The organism is Streptomyces sp. 8N706, assembly GCF_052245415.1.
Lineage (GTDB): Bacteria > Actinomycetota > Actinomycetes > Streptomycetales > Streptomycetaceae > Streptomyces.
In genome coordinates, this window is sequence record NZ_JBQQBW010000031.1 from 1 (window position 1) to 24,367 (window position 24,367).

Genomic DNA, 24,367 nt, shown 5'->3' on the forward strand with positions numbered 1-24,367 from the left:
GAATTCCATGAACTGCGTCGCGCGGACGATCGAGTAGGGGATCGGTCCGGCCGCGAGGATGTCCTCCTGGAGCGCCTTGGCCCGGTAGTAGTCCAGCTCAGGCACCTGGTCCACGCCGACGATCGAGGGGGCTGGAGCGCGCGGCGGCCGGGGATGCGGAGTACCTGGCAGTCTGCACCCCGGCCGGTCTTCCGGTGGCGATCGGCGGCGTCGACTACCGGGTCGTGGTCGATGCGGGAACGCTGTGGCAACTCGGGGTGCTTCCGGCCCTGCAGTCGTGTGGTCTGGGCACCGTGCTCATCCGGGCCGCGGAGGACCGCATCAGGTCACGCGGCCTTGGTCGGGCCGAGCTTGCAGTGGAGGAGAACAACCCGCGGGCCCGAGCCCTGTATGAGCGCCTCGGGTACGTGGCCTATGGCCGTCGGTCGGATGCCTGGGATGTGGAGGCGCCGGACGGCTCGCTCCGCCGGTACGACACCAGGTGCACGCTGATGCGCAAGAACGTGTCGTGAGGGGGCAGCGCCGTGGCGTTGGAAGTGTGGGCATCGGTCTTTTCCCTCGCGGGTGTCGCGCTCGGCGGCGGTCTGACGGCCCTCTCCCAGCGCGCCACCCAGCGGTCCGCTGAACGGGCGGAGGAACGACGGCAGGCAGTGGCCACCTCTGAGGTGCGCCGAGCCGAACAGTTGCAGGCGATCAAGGATTTCATCGCGTGTGCCCAGGACGCCGAACGGGCGGCCTACAGCCGTCCTGAGTCGTGGGGCGATGACGCGCTGGCTGGAGCGGGTCGGCTGCGGCCACAATGACCCGGCTCTGGGTCGCTGAACGGCATCTTGTGCTGCTCTGCGACACCGTTCTGCACGGCCCTGTTCATGCGTATGGCCGCGCGCTCAACCAGGCGGTATGGCGGGAGATCGGCGACACCGAGGTCAACGAGCACCTTGAGGAGCACAAGACCGCATTCATGACCGCAGCCCGCAGAGCCCTCAGCTCCCATTGAAGCCAAGCGACCTGTGTGAGATCTCGCGGTTCAGCAGTTGCGAATCGGTTCACCTGGTACGAGCCGCCGTATCCACCGGCGCCTTCCGGGCACCTGCGGCGCAGCAGCGGAATCACGGCCTCGGCCATCGCCATGCACCGCGGGTCTGTCGCGTACGAAGGCATAGGGGCAGCGTAGAGGCGCGGCCGGTCGCGCCCGTCTGAAGGGCTTGGAGCGCTGCGTCCTGGTCCTCCCACAGGGACTGGGCGGTCTGCATGGTGGTGTCCGGGTTCCTGCCGAGCAGGTAGCCCCCTTCGGTAGGCCGTGTCTTGGATGTCGACGCCGTGCGGCTGGTCGGATATCTCTTCGTTCGGGCGTGGTCGATGAGTAGTGTCGCGGTGTGATGAATACCGAGCTGCGTGGCGATTTGCGGCCGCCGAGCCTCAACGCCGATGAGAAGACGACGCTCCTGTCCTTCCTCAACTACCTGAGGGATGCAGTCGCGGCCAAGGCGTCGGGGGTATCCGACAAGGCAGTCCGCACCGCCGGGGTGCCGTCAGGGACCAGCATCCTTAGCCTGATCAAGCATCTGACCGCGGTTGAGCTCAACTGGTTTGCTTGGTCCTACGCTGGCGCTGACCTCGCGCGCTGGGACGACGAGTCTCAACCTGCTGACGACGAGACGGCCGAGAGCTTGCTCGCTGCCTACTACCAGGCGATCGGACGGAGCAACGAGATCATCGACACCTGCAAGGACTTGGATCGACCAGGCGCTCGTTCGCTCCGCGAGACACCTCCGCCATCAATGCGATGGGTCTTGGTGCACATGATTGAGGAGACCGCCCGGCACGCTGGCCATGCTGACATTCTCCGTGAGCAGATCGACGGATCCGTCGGCCGATGAGCCGACGCGACAGGCAGGCCGGACCACACGGCAAGGTCACAGCCATTCGTTGATCGCAGCTATCAGGACGGTGGCCTCGAACCGGACCGCGAGCTTGTCGAACCAGGTGGCCACCGCCCGGTTCCGCTTCAACCGGTTGATGCTGCACTCGACCGCGTGGCGGGCCTTGTAGTCCTGCCGGTCGAAGACCGGCGGCCGGCCACCGGAGCGGCCACGGCGCTTGCGGTTGCGGACCTGGTCGGCCGGCTCGGCAATGGTGCACCGGGGATCCCCGCGTCCCTGGTCACCAAGTAGCGCAACGGCGTCTACCTGGCTCGCACCGGCCGCCGTTTCTCCTGGTGGGCGGGGCCTGCCTCGACACCACCGGACCTCACCGCCCGCCTGGCGGCGGCCGGTCTGCCGGCGTCCGAACGTGAGACGGCCATGTGGGCCGAGCTGGACGACACCCTGCCACTGCCCGCCGCCCAAGGACTGGACATCCAGACGGTGGCCACGCCCGAACAGCTCGCCGATTACGCCGCGGTTCTCGCCGCGAACTGGGCCCCGCCCGCTGACACCGTCCGCCGCTTCTTCGCCCAGGCCGTCCCGCAGGCGCTGGCCGCGCACTGCCCGGCCCGTTACCTGGTCGGCTACGTGGAGGGCCGTCCGGTCTGTTCGGCCGAAGTGTTTCCTCACGCGGGGGTTGCCGGGATCTACAACATCTGCACCCTGGCCGCCCACCGCCGACGCGGCTACGGCGGCACCATCACGCTCGCCGCACTCCGCACCGCCCGCGAGCATGACCACCGCATCGCGGTCTTGCAGGCGTCCGCCGACGGCGAGCCCGTCTACCGCCGCCTGGGTTTCCGCTCCTGCGGCCAGTTCACCGAACACGCCATCAACCCCTGAACCGCCCGAACTTCACAAGCCCTCTGCCCAGGCTTACAACGGCGCTGGTCACAGCCACTCGTTGATGGCCGCGAGGAGGACGGTCGCCTCGTAGCGGACCGCGAGCTTGTCGTAGCGAGTTGCGACGGCTCGGTGGCGCTTGAGGCGATTGATGCCGCATTCGACCGCGTGCCGGGCCTTGTAGGGCATCGAACCTGGGCGGTCGGCCGCCGCGAGAGCCGCGTTTCCTGCGGTTGCGGGTCTGGTCGGCCTTGTCCGGGATGGTGCAGCGGATGCCGCGGCGGCGCAGGTAGGCGCGGTTCTTGCGGGAGGCGTACGCCTTGTCGGCGCGGACCCGGTCGGGCCGGGTCCGCAGCCGTCCGGAACCCCGGCGGGCCACGCGGACCTTCTTCAGGACGGGCTCGAACTGTGGGGAGTCGCCGCGCTGCCCGGCCGTGATCACGATGGACATGAGCTTTGCCCCTGCTCAACGGCCAGGCGTCTTCCTCGATCCCGTCGGGCAGACGGTCCAGCAGCGGTGGGCGGACGCGCCCCTGGCGGTGGCCTTCGAGGACCTGCCGCCCGTCTCCGCGTTCCCGGCAGTGCCGGGGCGGCGGTGGGGGCCGGGCCTGTGGTGGTCGGCCACGACCGGACGACACATATCTGCCGGCTCCAACGCGATGCGCATCCAGCTGATGGCCCCGGACCGCGACCCGGACGTGACCGGGCTGGCCGGACGGCCCGTACGGCTGCTGTGGCGCAACCACCGCGGACAGGTCCGCTCCTGGGTGCCGCAGCTCTTCACCCGCTACACCGACGGCAACGCCCTGCTGGCCGACTGCCCCAGCCACCCCGACGCCGGCGGCGAACGCGCCCTCAACGCCGCCCAGGCAGTAGCCGCGGCGTGCACGCACATCGGCTGGACCTACCGGCGCCTCCCCCCGCTCGACGACGTCCTGGCCGCCCACCTGAAATGGCTGCCCGGCTACCGCCACCCCCGCAACGCCGACCGCCCCGGCCTGACGCACGCAATCCTCGAGGCATTCGCGCGGCCGCGACCGCTGAGCGAGGGCGCCGAAGCAGTAGGCGACCCAATCGAGGTCCTCCCGGCCGTCTTCCACGCCCTGTGGCACAGACAGGTGACGACAGACCTGGATACGCCGCTGCACGAACGCGTCCTCGTCGGCCCGCGGAGCTGGAGCGGCTCCGGCAAGACGGGAGGTGCCGGGTGACCGCGCGGCGCAATGCCCGGCCGGCCGTGAAGGTCGGGGCGCACGTCCGCTTCCGCGGCGTGAAGTGGCACGTGGTCGCCCTGTCCGGGCAGGACATCCACCTCGTCGGCCCGGACGGCGGCGGTGAGGCCGTGCTCGCCGGGCACCTCTTCGCCGACCCCGGCTTCACCGTCATCGGGGCCGACGTGCCCCAGGCAGCCCCGCAGTGGGGCTGTTCGAGACCGCCCCCGCCGCGGCGCGCGAGAAGGCACTGGCCTGGCAGCGGCACGTAAGGGAAGTCGCATGCGGACTGCCCGGCGGGCCCGGCAGCGAAGGAGTTGTACGGCCGCAGTACGACGCCGAGCGCTTCACTCTGGCTGAGCGGGAGCAGGCCAAGGCCCAGGAGCTGACCGCGCTCGGCTTCGGCCGCGTCTCGCGCACCACGGTGCAGCGCATGCGCCTGGCCTACCGCAAACAGGGCCTGTGGGGGCTTCTCGACCACCGCACCACCCGCGCCTCCACCCCCACCGGGCGGGCCGACGAACGGGTCGTCGCCGCCGTCCGCGAGGCGCTGCGCCGCCGGCGCGGCCGCTCCAAGGGCACCATCAACGGCCTGTTCCCGTTGATCAACCAGATCCTTCAGGACCGGCACGGCCCCGGGGCCGTGCCCGCGCCGTCCCAGGCCACGCTGTACCGGCTCGTCACCACGCTGGCCCGCCCCGGCGAACTGCCCAGTGGCCCCGTCCGGCAGACGCCCGCGAGCTTCGACGGGCGGGCCTTCACCCCCACCACGGCGTTGCGGCCCGGCGAGCAGGTCCAGGTCGACACGACCCGCCTGGATGTCCTCGCGCTCTTCGACGACGGCGCCCTCGCCCGCCCCGAACTCACCATCGCCGTCGACGTCGCCACCCGCGCCATCCTCGCCGCCGTCCTGTGCCCGCACGCCACCAAAGCCGTCGACGCGGCCCTGCTCCTGGCGGAGATGGCTGTCCCGCACCCCGCCCGCCCCACCTGGCCCGACATCTGGCGCATGGACCACGCCCCCGCGCTCCCCCATCAGCGGCTGACCACACTTGACGAGCGCCTGGCCGGTGCGGCGGCCCGGCCGGTCGTCCTGCCCGAGACGATCGTCGTCGACCGGGGCAAGGTCTTCGTCTCCCGGGCGTTCACCGCCGCCTGCGAGACCCTCGGCATCAGCGTCCAGCCCGCCCCGCCCTTTGCTCCCACCGCCAAGGGCATCGTGGAGCGTGCCTTCGGCACCATCAACGCGTTGTTCTGCCAGCACCTGCCCGGCTACACCGGATCCGACGTCACCCGCCGCGGCCCCGACGCCGAAACAAGAGGCCTGCTACAGCGTCACCTAGCTGCAGGACCTCCTGGACGAATGGCTCGTGCACTACCACCACCGCCCCCACGAAGGCCTGCGCCATCCGATGATGCCCCGCAAAGCGCTCACGCCGAACCAGATGTGGGCCGCGCTGGTTGCCGTCGCCGGATACGTCCCCGTCCCCCTCACCCGAAGCGACTACCTGGAGCTGCTGCCCGTGCGCTGGCAGGCCATCACCGCCTCCGGCATCCGCATCCACCACCGCACCTACGACCACGACCTGCTCGCCCCCTACCGCGGCCAGCCCTCCCCCCACGCGGCGGGAAGTGGAAGATCCACTACAACCCCCACGACGTCCGCCAGATCTGGGTGCGTCTGCCCGACGGCGAACTGCCCGAGATCCCGTGGATCCACCGCGACCACGTCCACCAGCCGTTCAACGACCGCACCTGGCAGCACATCAGGCCCTCGCCCTGCACGGCCACAGCGGCGACGCCGAGCAGTACGAAGCCGACCTCGCCGACGCCCTCGACCAGCTCATGCGCCGCGTCCACAGCGGCCACGCCACCAAGGCCGAGCAGGCACTGGTGGCCCGCACCGCAGCAGTCCCCCTCCCCGCAGCCCGCCGCCCAGAACACGACACCGGCCAGAGCGCCGACGACCCAGCGCAGTGGGACGAGGACGACAGCATCGACGACCTCGACGACCTCCCCGACGACGGCACCAGCCCCGCCGCGGCCACCGGATTCGGGCTCTACGACGCATATGAGGAAGCCGACAAGTGGTGAGCCCACGCCCGCAGAGCGCGAGCAGCGCAGCAGCCACCGTCGGCGGCGCGGCCGAGCCGTCCTGGCCCCTGACCACCTGGCAGGGCTGGCACCGCTTCGCCACCACCGACCCCGTCACCCCGCCCCAGCCCGACGACCCGCCCCGCAGCACAGAAGAACGCCTCGCCTACCACCCACACCCCGCCCCGCACAAACAGCCCTGACCAGCGCAAACACACACCGGACCTTTTCGCCCTACCGCTACCCACAACAAGCCCCACCCCCTCAACACACCCCCCACAACCCCAGCTCACACCCTTGATCCCCCTCTCGAAGCCACTCCGCCCAGCCTCTCAGCGAACCAGCAACACACCAGGCCAGCCACCACCGCGCACACCAACAAGCCCCCCTCCGAGCGTCACCAAGTCTTGGGATCCGGTGCAGCCGGAGACCAATCCGGCCAAGGTGGCCCGCCGCGAGCGGTGCTTATCCCTCCGGGCGTCGGCCATGTGGAGAAGTGGCAGCTGGCCCTGGACATGGTGGACGAGACTCGGTCCTGGGGCATCGACGTCCCGTTCGCCGTCCCGGATGCCGGGTACGGGGACGCAGCCGCCTCCCGGATCGGCCTGGAAGAACGTGGGCCCATCAGACTGGTCTGTCAGCGAATCGCCGCACAGCACACAAGGGCCTTCAGGACCGTCGCGACGCCGAGCCCCGCAGCGCCGCGACAACGGCCGCCGCCAGGCCGAGTACCAGGATGCCGACCGCAGCGGACCGCAGCGCGTCACTCGCTCCGAAGCCCGCGACCAGCGGGCCGCCCAAGGCGGTGCCGAGCGGCACGGACAGCACTCGGACCGCGGAACTTGCCGCGAGGACTTGTGGAAGCAGCGCGCTGAGCGTCGAGCGCTGGAACAACGCGGTGGACAGTGACGAATACGGCGGCCAGAGCAGCCCGGCGGCCGCGAATGAGGCCAGCGCGACGGGCTTGGGGACCTCCAGGCCGATCGGCAACATGACGGCGCCGAAGGCGATGACGATGCCGATCGTGGTCGGCCAAAGCCGCCAGCGGCTGAGATATCCGGTCAGCATCCCTCCGAGCACCGCACCGATGCCAAAGGCGGTGTAGAAGGCAGCGAGCAGACCGGCCGACCCCCCCAGCTCCTCCGACACATGTAGGGGCAACGCCACATACACCGGTCCGAAGAGGAAGAAGAAACCGAAGCTCAGGACCAGTAGGCCGAGAAGCGTGGGGTTGCGCCGGATCACCGTGAAACCGGTGGAGCGCGATGCGGTGCTGGAGTCCTGCGCCTGCGCGAGCTCTGGCACCGTTTTCGCACGGATCGCGAAAAGAAAGGTGGCGGCGAGCACCGCGAAGGTCGCCGCGTCGGCGGCTACGACGGTCGCCGCACCGCCCCATGCGATGAGCGGGGCAGCGAGGATCGGCCCGACCACGGTGCAGAACGAGCCAATGGTCGAGAGCACGGCATTGCCCGCCAGATGGTCGCCTTCCGGTAGCACCCGGGCGAGCAGCGTGTAGACCCCGGCCTGCCCCCAGGAATGCAGTACGGAGGAAACCGCCAGCAGGGCGATGTAGAGTCCGATGCCGAGCAGGCCTAGCGCATAGGCGATCGGAATGGTCCCCAGCGCGCAGGCGCGCAGCGCCGCGTCCCAGCCCGCGAGCCGAGTGGGAGCGCGATGGCCCAGAAGACGACCGAGTACGAGCGCTCCCACTGCTCCAGGCAGTGTGTAGGCCGCCGCCGCCACCGCCACCCATATCCCGCGGTCGGCGGTCGGCGCCAGCTCGATCGCGAACCAGCTCACCGCGACCACGGCCATTCCATCGCCCAGCGAGGACAGTGCGAATCCGGGCAGGAGGCGCCGCATGGTTCTATGACTGACCACCGGCCAGTAGGGGGAGGACCGCATCATGCCGTTCAGGGTGAAGGCCATTCAGTTTCTCCGGTCATCGATGACTGTCCGGCCCACTGTTCCTACGAAAGGCCGTGGGCTCGGGCGGTTTTCGCTCTCGGCATAGATCGGGTTCCGTCGCGAGCCGGAGAGAAGGGGGAGCAACCGTGAGGCCCCGACTGCATCGGGTAGCCGTGACGTTGTTCAGTGGCCCCGGCATATTGGCTTCCAGCGGACCCGGTTGACGGGTCGCGCGGGCGCATTGAGGGGTAGTGACGGGGCGAAGTGGCCCCACCTCAGCTCTTGCGGTGAGACGGTTCCTGTGGTCTCCGGCAGGGGCGGTGCTGTGGATGTCTTTGTCCAAGCAGGAGCTGTTCGACCGGATCCGGCGGGACAGCTGCCAGCGGCAGTTGTCGATCCGGGCTCTGTCGCGGAAGTACGGCGTTCACCGCCGGCTGGTCCGCGAGGCGCTGTCCTCGCCGGTGCCCACCCCGCGCCGTCGGCCGGTGCGGACGTCACCTCGGATGGAGCCGTACAAGAAGACGGTCGACGCCTGGCTGCGGGCTGGTCTGGATGCTCCGCGCAAGCAGCGGCACACCGTGCGGCGGATCGTCACGCGGATCGAGGAGGATTTCGGCGAAGCGATCCCCTACCCGACGGTCCGGGACTTCGTCGCGGCCCGGCGGAGGAGATCGCAGCCCAGGCGGGGGCCTCCCGTTGAGTCGTTCGGGAGGAGATCGCCTCGGACAGCGATCCCTTCCACCGCTGCGTCCTCGCCCACTACATGGCCGATCTCCAGCAGAATCCGCAGGACGAACTGGCATGGGATCTGCGTGCCCTGGAAGCCGCAGGGTCGGTGACCGACGACCGAGCCAAGCAGCACCACTCGTCCTTGGCAATCGCGGGTTCTATCCGTCTCTGCATCCTCAATCTCGCGGCGGATTACCACAGGCTCGGAGACACCGCGCAGGCCCGCGCCCACCTAGCCCAGGCCCAGCAGCACCTCGACATGCTCAAGGACGACAACTACGGCCAGGGCATCCGATCGGCAATACAACCGCTCGCCATCGAGCTCGCAGAGGAAGATCCCACGACGCTGAAGAGCGACGAAACGCAGTAATTCATCACGCCACAGTGCCTCACGTGGTCCCAGCGCAAACCAATCCCCGGGGGCCTTCCCCCGTGATGGTGGACACGCTTCCTTGATCACGCGGCGAGCGTGAGCTTAGCCGCTTGGTGTCGGTGTTCGTATTCGTTGGGGCTGAGGTGGCCGTTGGCGGAGTGCCGGCGGCGGGTGTTGTAGCGGGCCAGCCAGGCAGATACCGCCTTTCTGCAGGTGCCGGCGTCGCCGTAGTCGCGGGCGCCCTGAAGGGTCTCGCGTTTCAGGGACGCGTGGAAACTCTCGCAGGCTGCGTTGTCCGCGCTGGTGCCGACCGCACCCATCGACCGGGTCACGCCGAACTGGTCGCAGAGGTCGGCGAAGGACCGGGAGCCGTATTGGGCTCCGTGGTCGGAGTGGAACACAGCGCCGTCCAGGCCGCCGCGGGTCGAGGCCGCCATCTGCAGTGCGTCGGCGACCAGGCTGGTGCGCATGTGGTCGGCGATGGACCAGCCGACGACCTTGCGGCTGAAGCAGTCCAGCACGGTCGCGAGATAGAGGAACTCCCCGCCTGTGAGCGGGAGATACGTGATGTCGCCCATGTATTTCCGACCCGCCTCGATGGCGGTGAAGTCCCGCTGGAACAGGTCCGAAATCTGTGAGGCTGTCGGGTCCGGGACGGTGGTGCGGACGCGTCTGCGCAGGCGGATGCCGGTGATGGAGAACGTCCGCATGCCGCGGGCGACCCGCTTTTCGTTGATCCGCAGGCCCTTCGCGCGGAGCTCGGCGGTCACCCGTGGGGAGCCGTAGGCGCCGCCGGCCTCGCCGTGGACCTCTCGGATCCGCTCGGCCAGAAGCCGGTCCTCGCTCTGCCGTGACGCCCTCGCGTTCCTGCCGGAGAGCCACTTGTAGTAACTGGACCGGTTCAGGTCCAAGACCTCGCAAAGCCGCTTCACGCCGTAGGCGTCCCGGTGGTCGGCGACGAACTGGAAGTGACTCACCAGTTGGTCTCCCCGGCGAAATACTTGGCCGCCTTGCGGAGTAAGTCCCGCTCGGTCGCCAGCTTCCGCTCACTCGCCTCGAGCTCGGCCACCCGGGCCTCCAGCTGCCGGATCCGCTCGTCGGGATCGGCGGAGGATGCCGTCTGCCCGGCCCTGGCCGCCGGCGCCCCGCCCGCAGACGGGGCAGCGGCGGCCGCGCCGCGGCGTTCGCGGTCCTGCAGCACCCACTCACGCAGGGTGGCCCGGTTGATGCCCAGGTCAGCGGCGATGCTCTTGTACGTCGCCCACGGCCAGCATCGGGCCCCGCACAGCGAATCGCACGGATGTGAGGATCGTCAGGCCTGCTCGCCTGGCAGGTAGGTGAATTCGAATTCAACACCGTTGACGTCGAAGGCGTAAAAGCTCTCCACGCCATCACTGTCGACGACGATGTCGGTGGCCGGTTCGTCCCGCACGAAGGTGTACGCCGCCGACTCGCGGACGGAATGCCATCTGGCATGCCAGGAACGCAGCTCCTCGGACGTACGCACCTCGATGCAGACGTGCTGGAACTGGTTGTTGTCCGTCGGCGGCGGATACCCGTGCTCGGCCCCGCGGGTGAAGATGTGAAAACGCAACCCGCCCGCGGTGAGTTCCGCCAGACCGGAGAGCCCTGGCAGCCGCTCCATGCTGAGATCCGAGAAAGTGTTCAGAGTCCAAGCGACCTCGGCCCCGAAGAACGCCTGGTACCAGGCGATGCTGGCTTCGAGATCGCCGGTCTGCACGGCGACGTGGTGGAACGCAAGTCCCGCAGCGTTGGCCTGAACTCCCGTCAGTTGCGTCGGAAGCAGGCCCACGGGTGCGTCGGTCATGGTGAATCCCTTCTGTGATCGGATCAGCGGCACATGGCATAAGGCTGACGGCCGCGGGGACTCGCCGCGGCCCGGAGCAGGCCCCTCTCGTGGTCCAAACCGACGGCGCAGACCTTGCCCAGGGAGAACTCCGCGGCCAGTTCCACGTCGTGCCCCCGGCCACGCAGCTCTTCGATGACGTCCGGGTCGCAGTTACGCTCCACAACCAGTGCCTTCGGGCGCGACTCGTGTGGGGTGAACGAGGCGGCGAAGTGGTCCGTGTGGAAAGCGAGCGACTCGGTTGCGGACTGCAGGTCCAGGCCGAAGTCAGCGACGGCGAGGAAAAACTCGAGGGTCCACTGGTCCTGACGGTCGCCACCGGGCGTACCGAAGGCCAGGGACGGCTTGCCGTCCTTCAGGGCCAGGCTCGGGCTGAGCGTCGTACGCGGGCGGCGGCCCGGGCCGAAGGAGTTGGGGTGCCCCTCCGCGAGGGTCATGGTTTGCGCCCGTGTCCCCAGCGAGAGACCCAGGCCGGGGACGACCGGGGAGCTCTTGAGCCAGCCGCCGCTAGGTACCGCCACCACCATGTTGCCGAACCGGTCGGCGACGACGATGGTGCACGTGTCGTTGCGAGCCGCAGTGGCCTTCACAACTGTGGGCAGGCCGTTGTGGATCTGGGCCAGCCAGTGGCTGGCCGTCGGCGGAAGCTCCTCGGGATCCTGCTTCGGCAGATGGGGTCGGCGCCCGCTCGGGGAGCCCGGCCGCAGCGTGTCGGAGGCCTTCGCGTCCACCAGGCTCCGGCGCTCCGCCGAGTACTCGAGGCCAAGCAGGACGTCCAGCGGGATATCGCTGTGGTCAGGATCGCCGTACCACGCCTCCCGGTCGGCGAAGGCGAGCTTGGCGCACTCGGCCACGGTGTGGATGTAGTCCGCGCTGCCCAGCCTCATACCGCGAAGGTCGAAGCCGTCCAGGAGCGCGAGCTGCTGAAGGAAGACAGGGCTCTGTGACCACGGCCCCGGCTTGTGCACGGTGTAGTCCCCGTACTGGAGCTGTACGGAGCTCTCCACGCCCGCCCGCCAGTCCGCCATGTCCTGACCATTCAGCAACCCCTTGTGACGGCGTCCGGTGGAATCCAGGACTTCCGTCGCGGAGACGAAGGAGTCGATGGCCTCGGCGACGAACCCCTGGTAGAACGCCTTCTCGGCGGCAGCAAGTTGGGCTTCGCGCCCACCGGACGCGGCGGCGGCCTCACGCAGGAGCCGCTTGTACGTGTCGGCCAGAGCCGGATTGCGGAAGCGTGAACCTGCGGCCGGCGGCCGGCCATTCGGGAGATAGACGCGTCCGGACTCCATCCACTCCGTCGTGAACAGCGGCGCCAGCACCTCAATGGCATCAGCGGTGCCGGCCAGTAGGGGGAACCCGTCCTCCGCGTAGCCGATCGCGTAGTCGAGGATGTCGGACAGCGGCAGGGTGCCGTGCTCTGACAGCATCCGCATCCAGGCACCGAACGCCCCCGGGACCACGGCCGGCAGCAGGCCCGATCCCGGTATCTGCCGCAGCCCGAGCGACTCGATGTGGTTTATGGTGGCGGCCTGGGGTGTTGGCCCCTGGCCGCACACCACCTGCACGCTGTCCGTCGCCGCCGAGTAGGAGACGATCGGCACGTCGCCCCCCAGCCCGTTGAAATGCGGTTCCACGACCTGCAGAACAAAACCGGCAGCCGCTGCGGCGTCGAAGGCGTTTCCACCCTTTTCCAACACCGACATGGCAGCCGCCGAAGGCAGCCAGTGAGTCGAGGAGACGGCGCCAAAAGTACCGACCATCTCCGGCCTTCCTGGGTTCAATTCAATGCACCTTCCTGGTATGGGCCGCCGCCACGAGACTCTTGGGGCGCATATCTGTCCAATTCTCTTCAATGTAGTCGAGGCAGGCCTGTCGGCTGTCCTTGTGATGGGCGATCTTCCAACCTGGCGGAACCTCGGCAAAGGCAGGCCACAAGGAGTGCTGACCCTCGTCGTTCGTCAGCACCACGTACACGCCTTCTGCATCTTCAAAGGGGTTGCTCATCGCTGTCCTCCATGCTCGCTTCCCGTCTCGCCGGCGGGACACGACGGTAACCTGGCCACTGTCGCCAACGAGCCGATATTTGGGGTGAATTACGTGACCAGTGCCACGCCGATCCATTTCGAGCGGAACCTCTTGGAATCTCGGATGTCCGACGCGGAACGCGCTTCACGGGTCGCCGCGCCCGTATTCGGGACGGTCTTCACCGAGCACATGGCAACGGTCAGGTTCACTGAGCGGAAAGGCTGGCACAGCGCGCGCATCGATCCATTCGGCCCGATCCCGATGTCGCCCGCGGCGTCTGTACTGCATTACGGGCAGGAAATTTTCGAGGGTCTCAAGGTGTATCGGGTGCCCGACGGCGGTATGCAGCTCTTCAGGCCCGAGGCCAATGCCCGCCGGTTCCGTGCTTCGGCCCGGCGTCTGGCCATGCCCGAGGTGCCTGAGGAAATCTTCCTCACTGCCCTGGGCGAGCTGGCCGGAGCAGACAGGAAGTGGCTTCCGAGTGCGCCGGGAACCAGTCTCTATCTGCGGCCGTTCCTCATAGCCAGCGAGGAGTTCATCGGTGTGCGCCCCGCAATGGAGTATCTCTTCGGTGTGATCGCCTGCCCGGTCGGGGCCGCGTTCGCCGGTGGCGCCGCCGCCCTCACGGTGCTGATCTCCGACGATTACACACGTGCGGCGCCCGGTGGCACCGGCACGGCCAAGTGCGGTGGGAACTACGCCGCTTCGATGCCGGCCCAGACCCGCGCGGCGGCAGCCGGATGCGACCAGGTCGTCTTTCTCGACGCCGCCCAGCACCGGTACGTGGAGGAATTGGGCGGCATGAATATCTTCTTCGTGTTCGATGACGGAACGCTCGTCACACCTCCGCTCACCGGCACCATTCTCCCCGGCGTCACGCGGGATTCGGTCATGACCCTGGCAGCGGCCGACAGCCACCGGGTGGTCGAGCGACCGTACTCGGTGGAGGAGTGGCGTGCCGACGCCGCCTCCGGCCGACTGCGTGAGGTCTTCGCCTGCGGCACTGCGGCGGTGATCACTGCGATCGGCACGGTTCGCTCCGCCCAGGGAGAGTTCCGTGTCGCGGACGGTATGGCCGGCCCCGTCACAGAGCGATTGCACTCCACCCTGACAGATATCCAGTACGGGCTCCTCGCCGACGCGTTCAGCTGGACCCGGCGGCTCCCCTGACCGGTCACGCAGGTCACTGCCGGGGCTTCCGCACGAGATCGCGCGGAAGCCCCGCCCGCACGGGTACGACTCACTCCACTGCGACCGACTTGTCACCGGTGAAAAGAATGCCCAGACAGTAACTTCCCGGCTCGGCCTTCTTCGTGACGAAGTGATGCACCGTTCCTGTGGGGATGAGCATCGTCGCGGGTGAGGTGAGCTCATAGTGCTCCCCGTCGGCGACGACCTCGATCACGGCCCCACCGGGTTCGGGCGACAGCAGCAGGTAGATCTCCGGGACCTCGTGGGTGTGCGGAGCCGCCACCGGCTTGCCGACCTTGTCACTGATCTCGCCGCCGGCGATCTCGATGTCCTGACCGCCCAGCATCGACTTGGTCAGGAAGAACGGCGTCTCCCCGAAGTGGCCGGGGATCTGCTGGAAGACGGGAAGCCCCTGCTCCACAAGAGGGGTACTGGTGGACGCCGCGGCGCTCTGATCTGTAGTCATGTCGTCCCTCCGGACTCACGCCGGGGTGAGTCGGTAGATAAAACTGAACGCCGGAAGGTCAATCAGCTGTCGGTCTGCGATGTGCCACCCGCTCTCGTCGAGAACTGACTCCCACTCGTCCAGCGTGGGCAGATAATGGTCCATTACGGTGTGCACCGTTTCGAAGCCGAGAGTGAACATGGGGTGCTCGGGTCCGTCGACACCAGTCGAGCGGCAGGTGTCACCGAGGACCAGGTTCCTCAGGTTAGGGAAGGTCTCGCGCAGTCGACGCAGGGTCTTCACACAGCTCTCGCGCGGCCAGAAGTCGTGCCCCATGAGAAAGCACGTCACCATGTCGACGTCCTCGTATTCGGCACGCGGCGTCAGGTTCAGCACGTCGTCCTGCACCAAGGTGATGCGGTCCTCGAGACCGGCTTCGCCGACCGCTTCCTTGGCCACCGAGATCGCGCCCTCGGCCACATCGATGCCGATGGCGCGCAAACCGGGCCGGCGCTCGGCCAGCATCACAATGCGGTCCGCGCTTCCGCATCCCAGATCCGCGACGGTTCCGAAGTCGATGTGGTCGATCAGTTCCCGGAACGGCGGATCGAAGAAAGTGCGGGCGATGTTCCGGCAGGCCACGCTGATCGACCGGGCATCCCGCCGCACATACTCACCCAGACGGTCGTCGTTCCTGACCATGGTCGGCAGCGTGGTGAACAACTCACCGCAGCCACGGGTCAACCAGTAGAAGAACCCCTTGGTGCTGAAAGCACTCTCGAAGCCGATATCGGTGGTCGCTTCCAACCTGGCTGCGTCGAGGGTGACGATCCGCCTGCTGGAGAGGGCGACCAGGATGGCACGCACCACAGCGGGGGCCGCTTCCCGGCTCTTGGCAAATGTGGATATCTCCACCCGCCCGGTCGACGCCAATGCATCGAGCAGGCCGATCTCCCAGGCCGCGCTGATTGCGGCCGAAGCGATGGCACCGTTGAACGTGTCCGCGCAATACCGTGCCTCGAGAGACAACGTTGCGTCAGATGCGACTTGCGACGTGGTCATGGAAACCTATCCGTTCGAATGTCGGAGCTCAGGGGGTGGAGAACTCGTACTCGGGCTCGGCCCCCGGCATGACGGTGAGTTCTGCCAGATCGCGCAGCGTCTGGGCGAACGAGTTCTTGAGGGCCAGGACATCGCTGCTCAGCAGCTCGGCCGGCTCAGCCTCGGTTTGGGGTGCGCACGTGGGATACAGGCCGTTTGCGGATACGTCGAGGTGGATCGCGTGAATTCTACGGATGAATTGCCGCATCACGACGTCGTAGGTGACAGGTATCCTGGTCGTGAGGAATATGCCGTCGTAGAGCCACAACAGTGTCTCTCGATGCAGACGGCGGACGCCTTCGTGGCGTATGCCCGGAGTCAGCAGAAGTGATACGCCCGAGGGGACGACTCGGGCCGCGATTCCTTCGTGAACGCGTTCGTTCAGTTCGCATTCGAGCGCGAGGGCCGTGGCCTCCGCCTCGCCGCCCAGGGAGGCCTTTCCTCTGATGAGAGGACGCACATCGGCGTAGTCACGGGCCCAGGACCCGCTAAGATTCGGGTGCTGGCGCGCCATGGGGTCCCTGATGATGCGCTCGTACATCTCCCGGGGAGGGGAACTGGTGTAGAGCAGCATCAGCGAGTAGCCGCGGACCAGACGCCGTGCGCTGCGGGCGAGTTCGTCCGGGTCCGCGTCCGGACACCTCGCCTCGTCCACCGTGGCGGCCAGGAGCTGCCACAGAATGAAAGTCGCCTGGTGTCCGGTAATCCAGCGGAACCAGAACAGTCGGTCCACCTCGCTGTCGTCGACGGGCACGAGGTCGGAGACGGCACCCTCGTGTGGGGTAGCCAGCCAATCGTCCGGCATCAACTGCTCGGGCGATACGGCACGGTGGATATCTCGCCTGCAATTTCGGGGAAGCCATGTGGTGGGAAGTGCCAATGGTTCCAGTCCGTAAATATGGCCGCCGAACTCCCAGCTCCCTGACGTCGGAAGCGCGGATGACAAAGCTTTGTTGTCAGACAGGTTCATCAATGCTTTCCGGTGTGTAGGTGACGTCGGACTAGGGGGAGACTATTCAGAACTGATTCTGCAGGTCTGGGCCGGGCCCATGGTCGGCAAGATCCTTGTCCCGTCCCGCTGCCTGCCGCGCCTCCAGGGAACATCCTGGAGGAGCTGGCCACACTCGGTCGGGGCCAGTGACCACGAACTCCCCATGGCTGACGGAGTTCTGAATAAACATCCGGACCTCGGGGTGCCGGTGCGACCTGCCGGATTCCGACCGTCAATTTACGTCACCCGGCTCCGCGGGAGTCAGCACGCGCCGACAAAATTCCAACGAGTGTCGACGGCCGTCTCGCCGGCGAGACGACCGGCCCCACACATGTGAACGGTCGGCTACGTTCTTCGCCGTACCCGTTCACCTCAGGATGCCCGCCCTGGTGACAAGGAAAGAGACAGAGACATTGCAAGAGCGCACGCTTGTAGCCGCCGGAACTCACTTCGAGAAGATATTTGGATACTCTCGTGCGGTTCGCGTCGGTCCCTTGGTGGCCGTCGCTGGCTGCACAGCCGCAGCCCCCGAAGGGCCCATCGGGGGCGCGGACATTGCCACCCAGACCGTCGAGTGCTTGCGCCGTGTCCAGGGAGCGCTTGAAGACGTCGGCGCCTCGCTGCGGGATGTGCTGCGTACGCGCTTCTACGTCACGGACATCAGCGCTCTCGAGGCAATCGGTCAAGTCCACCTCGACTTCTTCGCGGACATCCGCCCCGCCAGCACCATCGTCGAGGTGTCGGCGCTTGCTCATCCCTCACTTCTGGTGGAAGTCGAAGCCGACGCAGTCGTCGGCAACTGAAGTCTGGAGTTCAGATGCGTACAGGCGTTTTGATCCTGCCGGAAAAGCGATGGCCGAATGCCGTGCACCAATGGCGCACGGTCGACGAGCTTGGCTTCGACTCGGCATGGACCTACGACCATCTGTCCTGGCGCGGTCTGCAGGACGGGGCATGGTTCTCCACGTTCCCCGTGCTGACCGCTGCCGCATGTTCCACACGTCGGGTGACTCTTGGTACCCTCGTGACCTCCCCCAATTTTCGGCACCCGGTGACGGCGGCGAAGGATGCCATCGCGGTCGACGACATCTCCGGCGGACGATTTGTACTCGGTATCGGCGCGGGTTCCGTCGGATCCGGCGATTCGAACGTCACCACCAAGCAGTCTTTCTCACGGCGCGAGCGGACCGACCGCTTCGAGGAATTCGTGGAACTGACGGACAAACTCCTCCGGGAACCGGTGACGACGCACCACGGTGCTCACTTCTCCGCGCACGAAGCGCGCATGATCCCCGGCTGCGTCCAGCGCCCCCGGCTGCCCTTGGCCATCGCCGCCACCGGTCCGAAGGGCCTGACCCTGGCGGCTCGCCATGGCCAGGCATGGGTCACCGTCGGCCCCACCGACTGGGCCAGGGGCTTCACTCCGGAGGAATGCCTGGAATCGGTAACCGCCCAGGTCACCGCGCTTCGTGAGGCCTGCGCCCGGGTTGGCCGTGATGACGCCGACCTCGACCGCATATTCGTTGTGACGGACATGGCTGGGGACTTTCTGAAGTCACCCAAATCCTTCCTCCACCTGGCGGAGCTCTATGCCCTCGCCGGCATCACCCACCTCGTCGTGCACTGGCCTCGCGGGGAGGGCATATACGCCGCCGACCCCGAGATCCTTCATCGCATTGCCGATGAGGCCCTTCCTGCCGCCCGCGAGCTATGAGGATTGAGTATGGGCAATTCCTGCCGTCTCGCCAGCGAGGCGGTGGCTTGATACTCATGCCAATCTTTCGGACAAGAGAAGCGAGCAGACTGTTAATATCCCAGTGATTCCCGGGCTTGTGGAATTCAGGCCGGCCCCGACGTAAGGTTCATATAAGCGCGCCCTTGTCATTTCCCTGCCGGTGTGCCCGGCTGATGGAGCGTAGAGGATGTACGAATCAATCTATGATTCTGGCAGAAGCCTGCTGGACCAGTTCGAGGCGCGGGTCGCTTCGGGGCCGGACGCGGTGGCCCTGGAATGCGGCGGGAAACGGCTCTCCTACAGAGAGCTGGAGGCGCGGGCGAATCAGCTCGCCCATCATCTGGGGTCATTGGGCGTAGGGCCCGAGGATGTGGTTGGTGTCTGTCTCGGCCGTGGCTTCGATGCGGTCGTCGGCCTGCTGGGGGTGCTGAAGACGGGGGGTGCGTATCTGCCGCTGGATCCGGGGCTTCCGGGCAAGCGGCTGGCGCACATGACCGAGGACGTGAACGCCCGAGTGATCATCACCACCTCGGCGTATGCATCCCGGCTGCTGACCGGTGGGCGTCACATCCTGCTGTACGACCAGGAGTCAGCCGCGATCGCCGAGCGCCCGGCAACCCATCCCGAGAGCGTCCGAGACAACCGCGCCCTGATGTACGTGATCTATACGTCCGGGTCAACCGGCATGCCCAAGGGGATCTCCCTGACGTGGCAAACGCTGCGAAACATCGTCCGCTTTGATCTGCACCGGGACCACTATTTGGGCGATGACCCGGTCACCTGTCTCCAGTTCGCGTCTGTCGGCTTCGACGTGTCGTTTCTGGAAATCTTCGCGACGCTGATCCGCGGCGGCCGGCTTGTGCTGGTGGAGGACGCGGCGTGGCAGGACCCCGAACGGCTGCTGGATCTGCTGGCCAGTGAGCAGGTCGAGCGAATGTATCTCTCCCCCGCAATGCTCGGCCAGTTGGTGACGTCCTGGGCAGAACGGCCAGTGGACCTCCCCCTTTCGCACATATTCGTCTCCGGGGATGTCCTCGCCCTCACTCCGCAGATACGGTCATTCCTGTCGGGCTTGGACGGGGTGGTGGTCGAGAACCAGTACGGTCCCTCGGAGACACACCACGCGACATCGGCGTTCCTGACCGGTGATCCACGGACATGGCCCGACTCACCATCCATCGGACGGGCGATACCAGGCGTGCGGACCTACCTCCTCGACGACCGCCTCAACCTCGTACCCCCCGGAGTGCGGGGCGAGTTGTACATCGCCGGCGAAGGCCTGGCCCGGGGATATGTCAACAAGCCAGGCCTCACAGCGGAACGCTTCGTCGCCAACCCGTTCGGGTCCGGAGAACGGATGTACCGCACCGGCGACATGGCACGTTGGACCGCCGACGGCATGCTGGAATTCCTCGGACGCACCGACGACCAAGTCAAAATCCGGGGATTCCGCATCGAACCCAGCGAAATCGAGAACGCCCTCACCGCCCACACCTCAGTATCCCGGGCAGCCGTAGTCGTACGCGAAGACCGGCCGAGCGAACGGCGACTCACGGCGTATATCGTTCCCACCGTGCCGGACGGCCAAATCGACGCGGCCGCCTTGCGTGACTTTCTCCGCCCGCGGCTGCCCGCCTATATGCTCCCGGCCGCGTTCATGACGATGGCGTCGCTGCCGCTGACCCGTAACGGCAAGATCGACCGGCGGCTCCTCCCCACCCCGACTGGATCGCGCCAGCTGTCCGGCGCGTATGCGCCGCCGTCCAACAGGATCGAGCAGGCGATCGCCGAGATCTGGGAGGCCATGCTCAAGCTCGACAGTGCGGGCATCGACGACGACTTCTTCGAGCTCGGCGGACACTCCCTCCTCGCGACGCAGGTCGTATCGCGCATGCGCACCACTCTCGACTCCGCCGTCTCCGTACGCGATCTCTTTGAGCACCCGACCATCAGAAGGCTTGCGGCGAAGATCAAGATTGCGCAGATGCCACCCGACGAGGCCATGATCCTGCCCAGGTGGAACGAGGGAAAAGCCGAGCTGTCCTTCGCCCAGCGCCGACTGTGGTTCTTCGACCAGCTGGTGCCCGGTTCCCCGGCCTACAACGTCAGCATCATGTGGCATGTCCGCGGACAGGTCGACCCGGACGTGCTGACACGAGCGCTGCGCGCAGTCTGCGATCGGCACGAGGTGCTGCGTACGGCGTTCGCGAGCTCGGAGGGACACCCGTATCAGGTGGTCAGCCCGTGGGCCGCGGTCGTGCTGGAAACAAACGATATGTCGGGCCTGGAACGAAGGGAGGCCGAGGACGAGGTCACACGCCGAGTGCAGCAGTTGGGCCTACGGGAGTTCGACCTCACGGCCGGTCCGCTCATGCGCGCACAGCTCTTCCGGATCGCAGACGACCAATACCGCTTTGCACTCCACCTCCACCACATCGTCGTAGACAGCTGGTCAATGCGCGTCATATGGAAGGAGCTCTCAGCCCTCTACGACGCGTACGCCGCCGACCAACCCACTCGGCTGCCTCCACTGGCTATCCAGTATGCGGACTACGCAGTCTGGCAGCACTCCTGGCTGGACAGCGACCGCGCCGCCGGCCAACTGCACTTCTGGACCGACCTGCTCAAGGGGGCCCCCGAGTCGCTGGACCTGCCGACGGACCACCCCAGGCCCAAGGCGCTGAGCGGGCAGGGCCATACCATTGACTTCGTCATCCCGGCAGAGACCGCCGAAGCAGTGCGCCGCGTCGGGCAGGCGCACAGCGCGACGCCGTTCATGACCTTTCTCACCGCCTTTCACACCCTCCTCGCGCGATACACCGGCGTCAGCGACATCGTCACCGGTTCCCCGGTATCCGGGCGTGTCCGACCCGAGACCGAGGACCTCATCGGGTTCTTCGTCAACACCATGGCGCTGCGGTCGACGTGGACTGGAGACCCGAAATTCTCCGAGCTCTTGGACCGGATGCGCGGCATCACACTGGACGCGCAACGGAACCAGGACATCCCCTTCGAGCGGGTGGTGGAGGAACTGGCGCCGGAGCGGGACATTAGTCGCAACCCAGTCTTTCAGATCGTATTCGCGTACAGCGGCGACGACGACTACGCATCCCCGTCGGGCTGGGAAGTCGAATACATCAACACGGACTTCGGGCATGCCCTCTTCGACCTGGAGCTACAGCTCGAGGAGAGCGGCGACGACCTGGTTGGCACGGTCTGCTACAGCACTGATCTCTTCGAATCGGCGACCATGCACCGTTTGATCGACCACTTTGTCACCTTGTGTGCCGGAATCGCGGCGGATCCACAGCAGACCGTTTCCCGGCTGCCGCTGCTCGAGTGCCCGGAGCGCGACCGGATCCTGCTCGACTGGAACGACAATGGGGTGGAGAGCCAGCTCGAAACGCATCTGCTGGACCAGTTCGAGGCGCGGGTCGCTTCGGGGCCGGACGCGGTGGCCCTGGAATGCGGCGGGAAACGGCTCTCCTACAGAGAGCTGGAGGCGCGGGCGAATCAGCTCGCCCATCATCTGGGGTCATTGGGCGTAGGGCCCGAGGATGTGGTTGGTGTCTGTCTCGGCCGTGGCTTCGATGCGGTCGTCGGCCTGCTGGGGGTGCTGAAGACGGGGGGTGCGTATCTGCCGCTGGATCCGGGGCTTCCGGGCAAGCGGCTGGCGCACATGACCGAGGACGTGAACGCCCGAGTGATCATCACCACCTCGGCGTATGCATCCCGGCTGCTGACCGGTGGGCGTCACATCCTGCTGTACGACCAGGAGTCAGCCGCGATCGCCGAGCGCCCGGCAACCCATCCCGAGAGCGTCCGAGACAACCGCGCCCTGATGTACGTGATCTATACGTCCGGGTCAACCGGCATGCCCAAGGGCATCGGCGTGAGCTGGCGCACCATGCACAACGTCGTGCGCTTCGATCTGCACCGCCAGCGCACATGGGAAGTGGCACCACAGTCCTGTCTGCAGCTCGCCTCGCAGGGCTTCGACGTGTCGCTTCAAGAAATCTTCGTCACTCTCCTGAATGGCGGTCGGCTTGTCTTGGTCGAGGAGGACGCACGGCACGACACCGACCGGTTGCTGGAATTGCTGGCAGGGAAGCATGCCGAGCGTATGTATCTCTCCCCCACGCAGCTCGACCAGTTGGCGATCTCATGGAGCGACCAGCGGACAGAGATGGCCTTGTCGCATGTCAGCGTCGGCGGTGAGCCTCTGCGTCTCGGGACGGAGACCGTCGAGCTGCTGTCGGGCTTGGACGGGGTGGTGGTCGAGAACCAGTACGGTCCCTCGGAGACACACCACGCGACATCGGCGTTCCTGACCGGTGATCCACGGACATGGCCCGTCTCACCATCCATCGGACGGGCGATACCAGGCGTGCGGACCTACCTCCTCGACGACCGCCTCAACCTCGTACCCCCCGGAGTGCGGGGCGAGTTGTACATCGCCGGCGAAGGCGTGGCCCGGGGATATGTCAACAAGCCAGGCCTCACAGCGGAACGCTTCGTCGCCAACCCGTTCGGGTCCGGAGAACGGATGTACCGCACCGGCGACATGGCACGCTGGACCGCCGACGGCATGCTGGAATTCCTCGGACGCACCGACGACCAAGTCAAAATCCGGGGATTCCGCATCGAACCCAGCGAAATCGAGAACGCCCTCACCGCCCACACCTCAGTATCCCGGGCAGCCGTAGTCGTACGCGAAGACCGGCCGAGGGAACGGCGGCTGGTCGCCTACGTCGTCCCCGCGACCCAGGACGGCATTGACCTGGCCGTACTGCGCGGCCACCTGAGCCGGCTTCTGCCCGACTACATGGTCCCCACCACTTGTGTCCTGATCGACAAGCTGCCGATCAACGCAAACGGCAAGGTGGATGTGCGCGCGTTGCCACGCCCACGTCCGGACGAGACGGGACAACAGCTTCCGCGGACGCTGCGTGAGAGCCTGCTGTGCGAGATGTTCGCCGAGGTGCTCGACGTCTCTGAAGTGGGCGTCCACCACAGCTTCTTCGACCTGGGCGGGCACTCGCTCCTCGCTCCGAGGCTGATCAGCCGGATCCGGTCCGCGCTCGGCGTGGAGCTGCCGATCCGGCGGCTGTTCGACGCCCCCACGGTCGCGGGCCTTGCCGCCGCGCTGGCTGAGCACGGAAAGGGGCAGAGCGCCACGAGCGGCTTGGGAACGCTGTTTCCGCTGCGCACTGCCGGAACCGGCGAACCGCTCTTCTGCATCCACCCCGCAGCTGGCATCAGCTGGTGCTACGCCGGGTTGCCGCGGTTGATCGGTCGGGGCACCCCCGTATACGGGCTGCAGGACCCCGGACTCTTCGATGCCGCTCAACTGCCCGCCTGTATCGAGGACATGGCGGCGCATTACATTGGTCGGATCCGCGAGGTGCAGCCGCACGGGCCTTACTACCTGCTCGGCTGGTCTTTCGGCGGGCTTGTTGCCCATGAGGCCGCGGTGCAGTTGCAGCGGCAGGGTGAGGACATCGGGCTGCTGTGCGTCCTCGACGGCTATCCGGCGGAAGGAACGCCGAACAGCGGACGATTCGCGCTGAACTCCTCCGGGAACCCGGACGACCGGACTGGTGAACTGCGGCGATACGCCGGGGTTTCGGTGGAACTCGACAAGGAGGAGACCGCTGCCGTCCACCGATCCATGGTCAACAACGTCCGCCTCATGGAGAAGTTCGAGCCGAAGCTGTTCCAGGGCAACCTTACCTTCGTCACCGCGACACAGGGGCGCGACGAGGATGCACCTGTGTGGGAGAGCTGGCTGCCCTTTGTGACCGGCACGGTTACGGACCACCCGGTGGATTGCGCGCACCTCGGCATGATGCGCCCGGAGCCCCTAGCCGCCATCGCATCGATCCTCCTGAAAGACGCCCGACTCCGCGACAGGAAGTAGGAGACA

General features: G+C 67.0%; 20 protein-coding genes and 6 pseudogenes. 14 read left to right on the plus strand and 12 right to left on the minus strand.

Annotated features, from left to right (window positions below; genetic code table 11):
* A pseudogene (locus ACTWQE_RS14170) lies at window positions 1-126 on the minus strand (LysR family transcriptional regulator); the annotation flags it as partial.
* Between ACTWQE_RS14170 and ACTWQE_RS14175 the strand changes: the two are divergent.
* From ACTWQE_RS14175 to ACTWQE_RS14195, 5 genes and pseudogenes are all read left to right on the plus strand, one after another.
* Window positions 66-512, plus strand: a pseudogene (locus ACTWQE_RS14175) (GNAT family N-acetyltransferase); the annotation flags it as partial. The pseudogenes ACTWQE_RS14170 and ACTWQE_RS14175 overlap by 61 nt on opposite strands.
* Before the next feature lie 12 nt (window positions 513-524).
* Window positions 525-997: pseudogene (locus tag ACTWQE_RS14180) on the plus strand (hypothetical protein).
* 382 nt (window positions 998-1,379) lie between these two features.
* Window positions 1,380-1,880 (plus strand): DinB family protein, encoded by a 501-nt coding sequence (locus ACTWQE_RS14185; RefSeq protein WP_443329279.1) that lies wholly within the window; start codon window positions 1,380-1,382, stop codon window positions 1,878-1,880.
* Between the two features lie 156 nt (window positions 1,881-2,036).
* Entirely contained in the window at window positions 2,037-2,174 is a 138-nt protein-coding gene (locus tag ACTWQE_RS14190; protein ID WP_443329280.1) for a hypothetical protein, read from the plus strand.
* 15 nt (window positions 2,175-2,189) lie between these two features.
* A pseudogene (locus ACTWQE_RS14195) lies at window positions 2,190-2,768 on the plus strand (GNAT family N-acetyltransferase); the annotation flags it as partial.
* A 48-nt stretch (window positions 2,769-2,816) separates the two neighbouring features.
* Here ACTWQE_RS14195 and ACTWQE_RS14200 read toward each other — a convergent pair.
* Together ACTWQE_RS14200 and ACTWQE_RS14205 are read right to left on the minus strand one after the other, a co-directional pair.
* A complete protein-coding gene (locus ACTWQE_RS14200; RefSeq protein ID WP_443329281.1) occupies window positions 2,817-2,957 on the minus strand; it encodes a hypothetical protein in 141 nt (46 codons plus the stop codon).
* Window positions 2,950-3,219 (minus strand): annotated as a pseudogene (locus ACTWQE_RS14205) (transposase); the annotation flags it as partial. The pseudogene ACTWQE_RS14205 and the gene ACTWQE_RS14200, both read right to left, overlap by 8 nt.
* On the opposite strand from ACTWQE_RS14205, the gene ACTWQE_RS14210 reads away from it, so the two are divergent.
* From ACTWQE_RS14210 to ACTWQE_RS14225, 4 genes and pseudogenes are all read left to right on the plus strand, one after another.
* A complete protein-coding gene (locus ACTWQE_RS14210; protein WP_443329282.1) occupies window positions 3,218-3,979 on the plus strand; it encodes a TnsA-like heteromeric transposase endonuclease subunit in 762 nt (253 codons plus the stop codon). The pseudogene ACTWQE_RS14205 and the gene ACTWQE_RS14210 sit on opposite strands and share 2 nt — an antisense overlap.
* Entirely contained in the window at window positions 3,976-4,251 is a 276-nt protein-coding gene (locus ACTWQE_RS14215; protein ID WP_443329283.1) for a hypothetical protein, read from the plus strand. Before ACTWQE_RS14210 ends, ACTWQE_RS14215 begins: the two co-directional genes overlap by 4 nt.
* Window positions 4,185-6,374, plus strand: coding sequence for a transposase (locus tag ACTWQE_RS14220; protein ID WP_443329284.1), 2,190 nt, complete (start codon window positions 4,185-4,187; stop codon window positions 6,372-6,374). The genes ACTWQE_RS14215 and ACTWQE_RS14220 overlap by 67 nt, the downstream gene beginning before the upstream one ends.
* A 214-nt stretch (window positions 6,375-6,588) precedes the next feature.
* Window positions 6,589-6,774 (plus strand): annotated as a pseudogene (locus ACTWQE_RS14225) (hypothetical protein); the annotation flags it as partial.
* Here ACTWQE_RS14225 and ACTWQE_RS14230 read toward each other — a convergent pair.
* Window positions 6,743-8,002, minus strand: a complete 1,260-nt coding sequence (locus ACTWQE_RS14230) for an MFS transporter (RefSeq protein WP_443329285.1) — start codon at window positions 8,000-8,002, stop codon at window positions 6,743-6,745. The pseudogene ACTWQE_RS14225 and the gene ACTWQE_RS14230 overlap by 32 nt on opposite strands.
* Window positions 8,003-8,744: 742 nt before the next feature.
* On the opposite strand from ACTWQE_RS14230, the gene ACTWQE_RS14235 reads away from it, so the two are divergent.
* Window positions 8,745-9,080 carry a hypothetical protein gene (locus tag ACTWQE_RS14235; protein ID WP_443329286.1) on the plus strand — a complete coding sequence of 112 codons (336 nt, stop codon included), beginning with the start codon at window positions 8,745-8,747 and terminating at the stop codon, window positions 9,078-9,080.
* 86 nt (window positions 9,081-9,166) lie between these two features.
* Here ACTWQE_RS14235 and ACTWQE_RS14240 read toward each other — a convergent pair whose 3' ends face one another.
* The 5 genes from ACTWQE_RS14240 to ACTWQE_RS14260 all read right to left on the minus strand — a co-directional run bounded on the left by ACTWQE_RS14240 (window position 9,167) and on the right by ACTWQE_RS14260 (window position 12,957).
* Window positions 9,167-10,060: an IS3 family transposase gene (locus ACTWQE_RS14240; RefSeq protein WP_443329287.1), complete on the minus strand. Its 894-nt coding sequence runs from the start codon at window positions 10,058-10,060 to the stop codon at window positions 9,167-9,169.
* Window positions 10,057-10,284, minus strand: a complete 228-nt coding sequence (locus ACTWQE_RS14245) for a hypothetical protein (protein WP_443329288.1) — start codon at window positions 10,282-10,284, stop codon at window positions 10,057-10,059. Before ACTWQE_RS14245 ends, ACTWQE_RS14240 begins: the two co-directional genes overlap by 4 nt.
* Before the next feature lie 111 nt (window positions 10,285-10,395).
* The gene (locus ACTWQE_RS14250; RefSeq protein ID WP_443329289.1) at window positions 10,396-10,911 is read right to left on the minus strand and encodes a VOC family protein; all 516 of its coding nucleotides are present in this window, start codon (window positions 10,909-10,911) and stop codon (window positions 10,396-10,398) included.
* Window positions 10,912-10,934: 23 nt separating this feature from the next.
* Window positions 10,935-12,713, minus strand: a complete 1,779-nt coding sequence (locus ACTWQE_RS14255; protein WP_443329290.1) for a gamma-glutamyltransferase family protein — start codon at window positions 12,711-12,713, stop codon at window positions 10,935-10,937.
* A gap of 22 nt (window positions 12,714-12,735) precedes the next feature.
* Entirely contained in the window at window positions 12,736-12,957 is a 222-nt protein-coding gene (locus ACTWQE_RS14260; protein WP_443329291.1) for an MbtH family protein, read from the minus strand.
* Window positions 12,958-13,068: 111 nt separating this feature from the next.
* Here ACTWQE_RS14260 and ACTWQE_RS14265 point away from each other — a divergent pair, with 111 nt between their 5' ends.
* The gene (locus ACTWQE_RS14265; protein ID WP_443329335.1) at window positions 13,069-14,148 is read left to right on the plus strand and encodes a branched-chain amino acid aminotransferase; all 1,080 of its coding nucleotides are present in this window, start codon (window positions 13,069-13,071) and stop codon (window positions 14,146-14,148) included.
* A gap of 70 nt (window positions 14,149-14,218) precedes the next feature.
* Here the strand turns inward: ACTWQE_RS14265 and ACTWQE_RS14270 are convergent, their stop codons facing one another.
* Genes ACTWQE_RS14270 through ACTWQE_RS14280 form a run of 3 tightly spaced genes read right to left on the minus strand, consistent with a single transcriptional unit; the run spans window position 14,219 to window position 16,685 of the window.
* On the minus strand, window positions 14,219-14,635 hold the full coding sequence (locus ACTWQE_RS14270; RefSeq protein WP_443329292.1) for a cupin domain-containing protein: 417 nt from the start codon (window positions 14,633-14,635) through the stop codon (window positions 14,219-14,221).
* Between the two features lie 15 nt (window positions 14,636-14,650).
* The gene (locus ACTWQE_RS14275; protein WP_443329293.1) at window positions 14,651-15,676 is read right to left on the minus strand and encodes a class I SAM-dependent methyltransferase; all 1,026 of its coding nucleotides are present in this window, start codon (window positions 15,674-15,676) and stop codon (window positions 14,651-14,653) included.
* Between the two features lie 28 nt (window positions 15,677-15,704).
* Window positions 15,705-16,685 (minus strand): L-tyrosine 3-hydroxylase, encoded by a 981-nt coding sequence (locus ACTWQE_RS14280; protein WP_443329294.1) that lies wholly within the window; start codon window positions 16,683-16,685, stop codon window positions 15,705-15,707.
* A gap of 398 nt (window positions 16,686-17,083) precedes the next feature.
* Here ACTWQE_RS14280 and ACTWQE_RS14285 point away from each other — a divergent pair, with 398 nt between their 5' ends.
* The 3 genes from ACTWQE_RS14285 to ACTWQE_RS14295 all read left to right on the plus strand — a co-directional run bounded on the left by ACTWQE_RS14285 (window position 17,084) and on the right by ACTWQE_RS14295 (window position 24,361).
* Window positions 17,084-17,509 (plus strand): RidA family protein, encoded by a 426-nt coding sequence (locus tag ACTWQE_RS14285; protein ID WP_443329295.1) that lies wholly within the window; start codon window positions 17,084-17,086, stop codon window positions 17,507-17,509.
* A gap of 14 nt (window positions 17,510-17,523) precedes the next feature.
* The gene (locus tag ACTWQE_RS14290; protein ID WP_443329296.1) at window positions 17,524-18,420 is read left to right on the plus strand and encodes an LLM class flavin-dependent oxidoreductase; all 897 of its coding nucleotides are present in this window, start codon (window positions 17,524-17,526) and stop codon (window positions 18,418-18,420) included.
* A gap of 208 nt (window positions 18,421-18,628) precedes the next feature.
* Complete coding sequence (locus ACTWQE_RS14295) at window positions 18,629-24,361, plus strand: amino acid adenylation domain-containing protein (protein WP_443329297.1); 5,733 nt, start codon at window positions 18,629-18,631, stop codon at window positions 24,359-24,361.
* Window positions 24,362-24,367 lie beyond the last annotated feature (6 nt).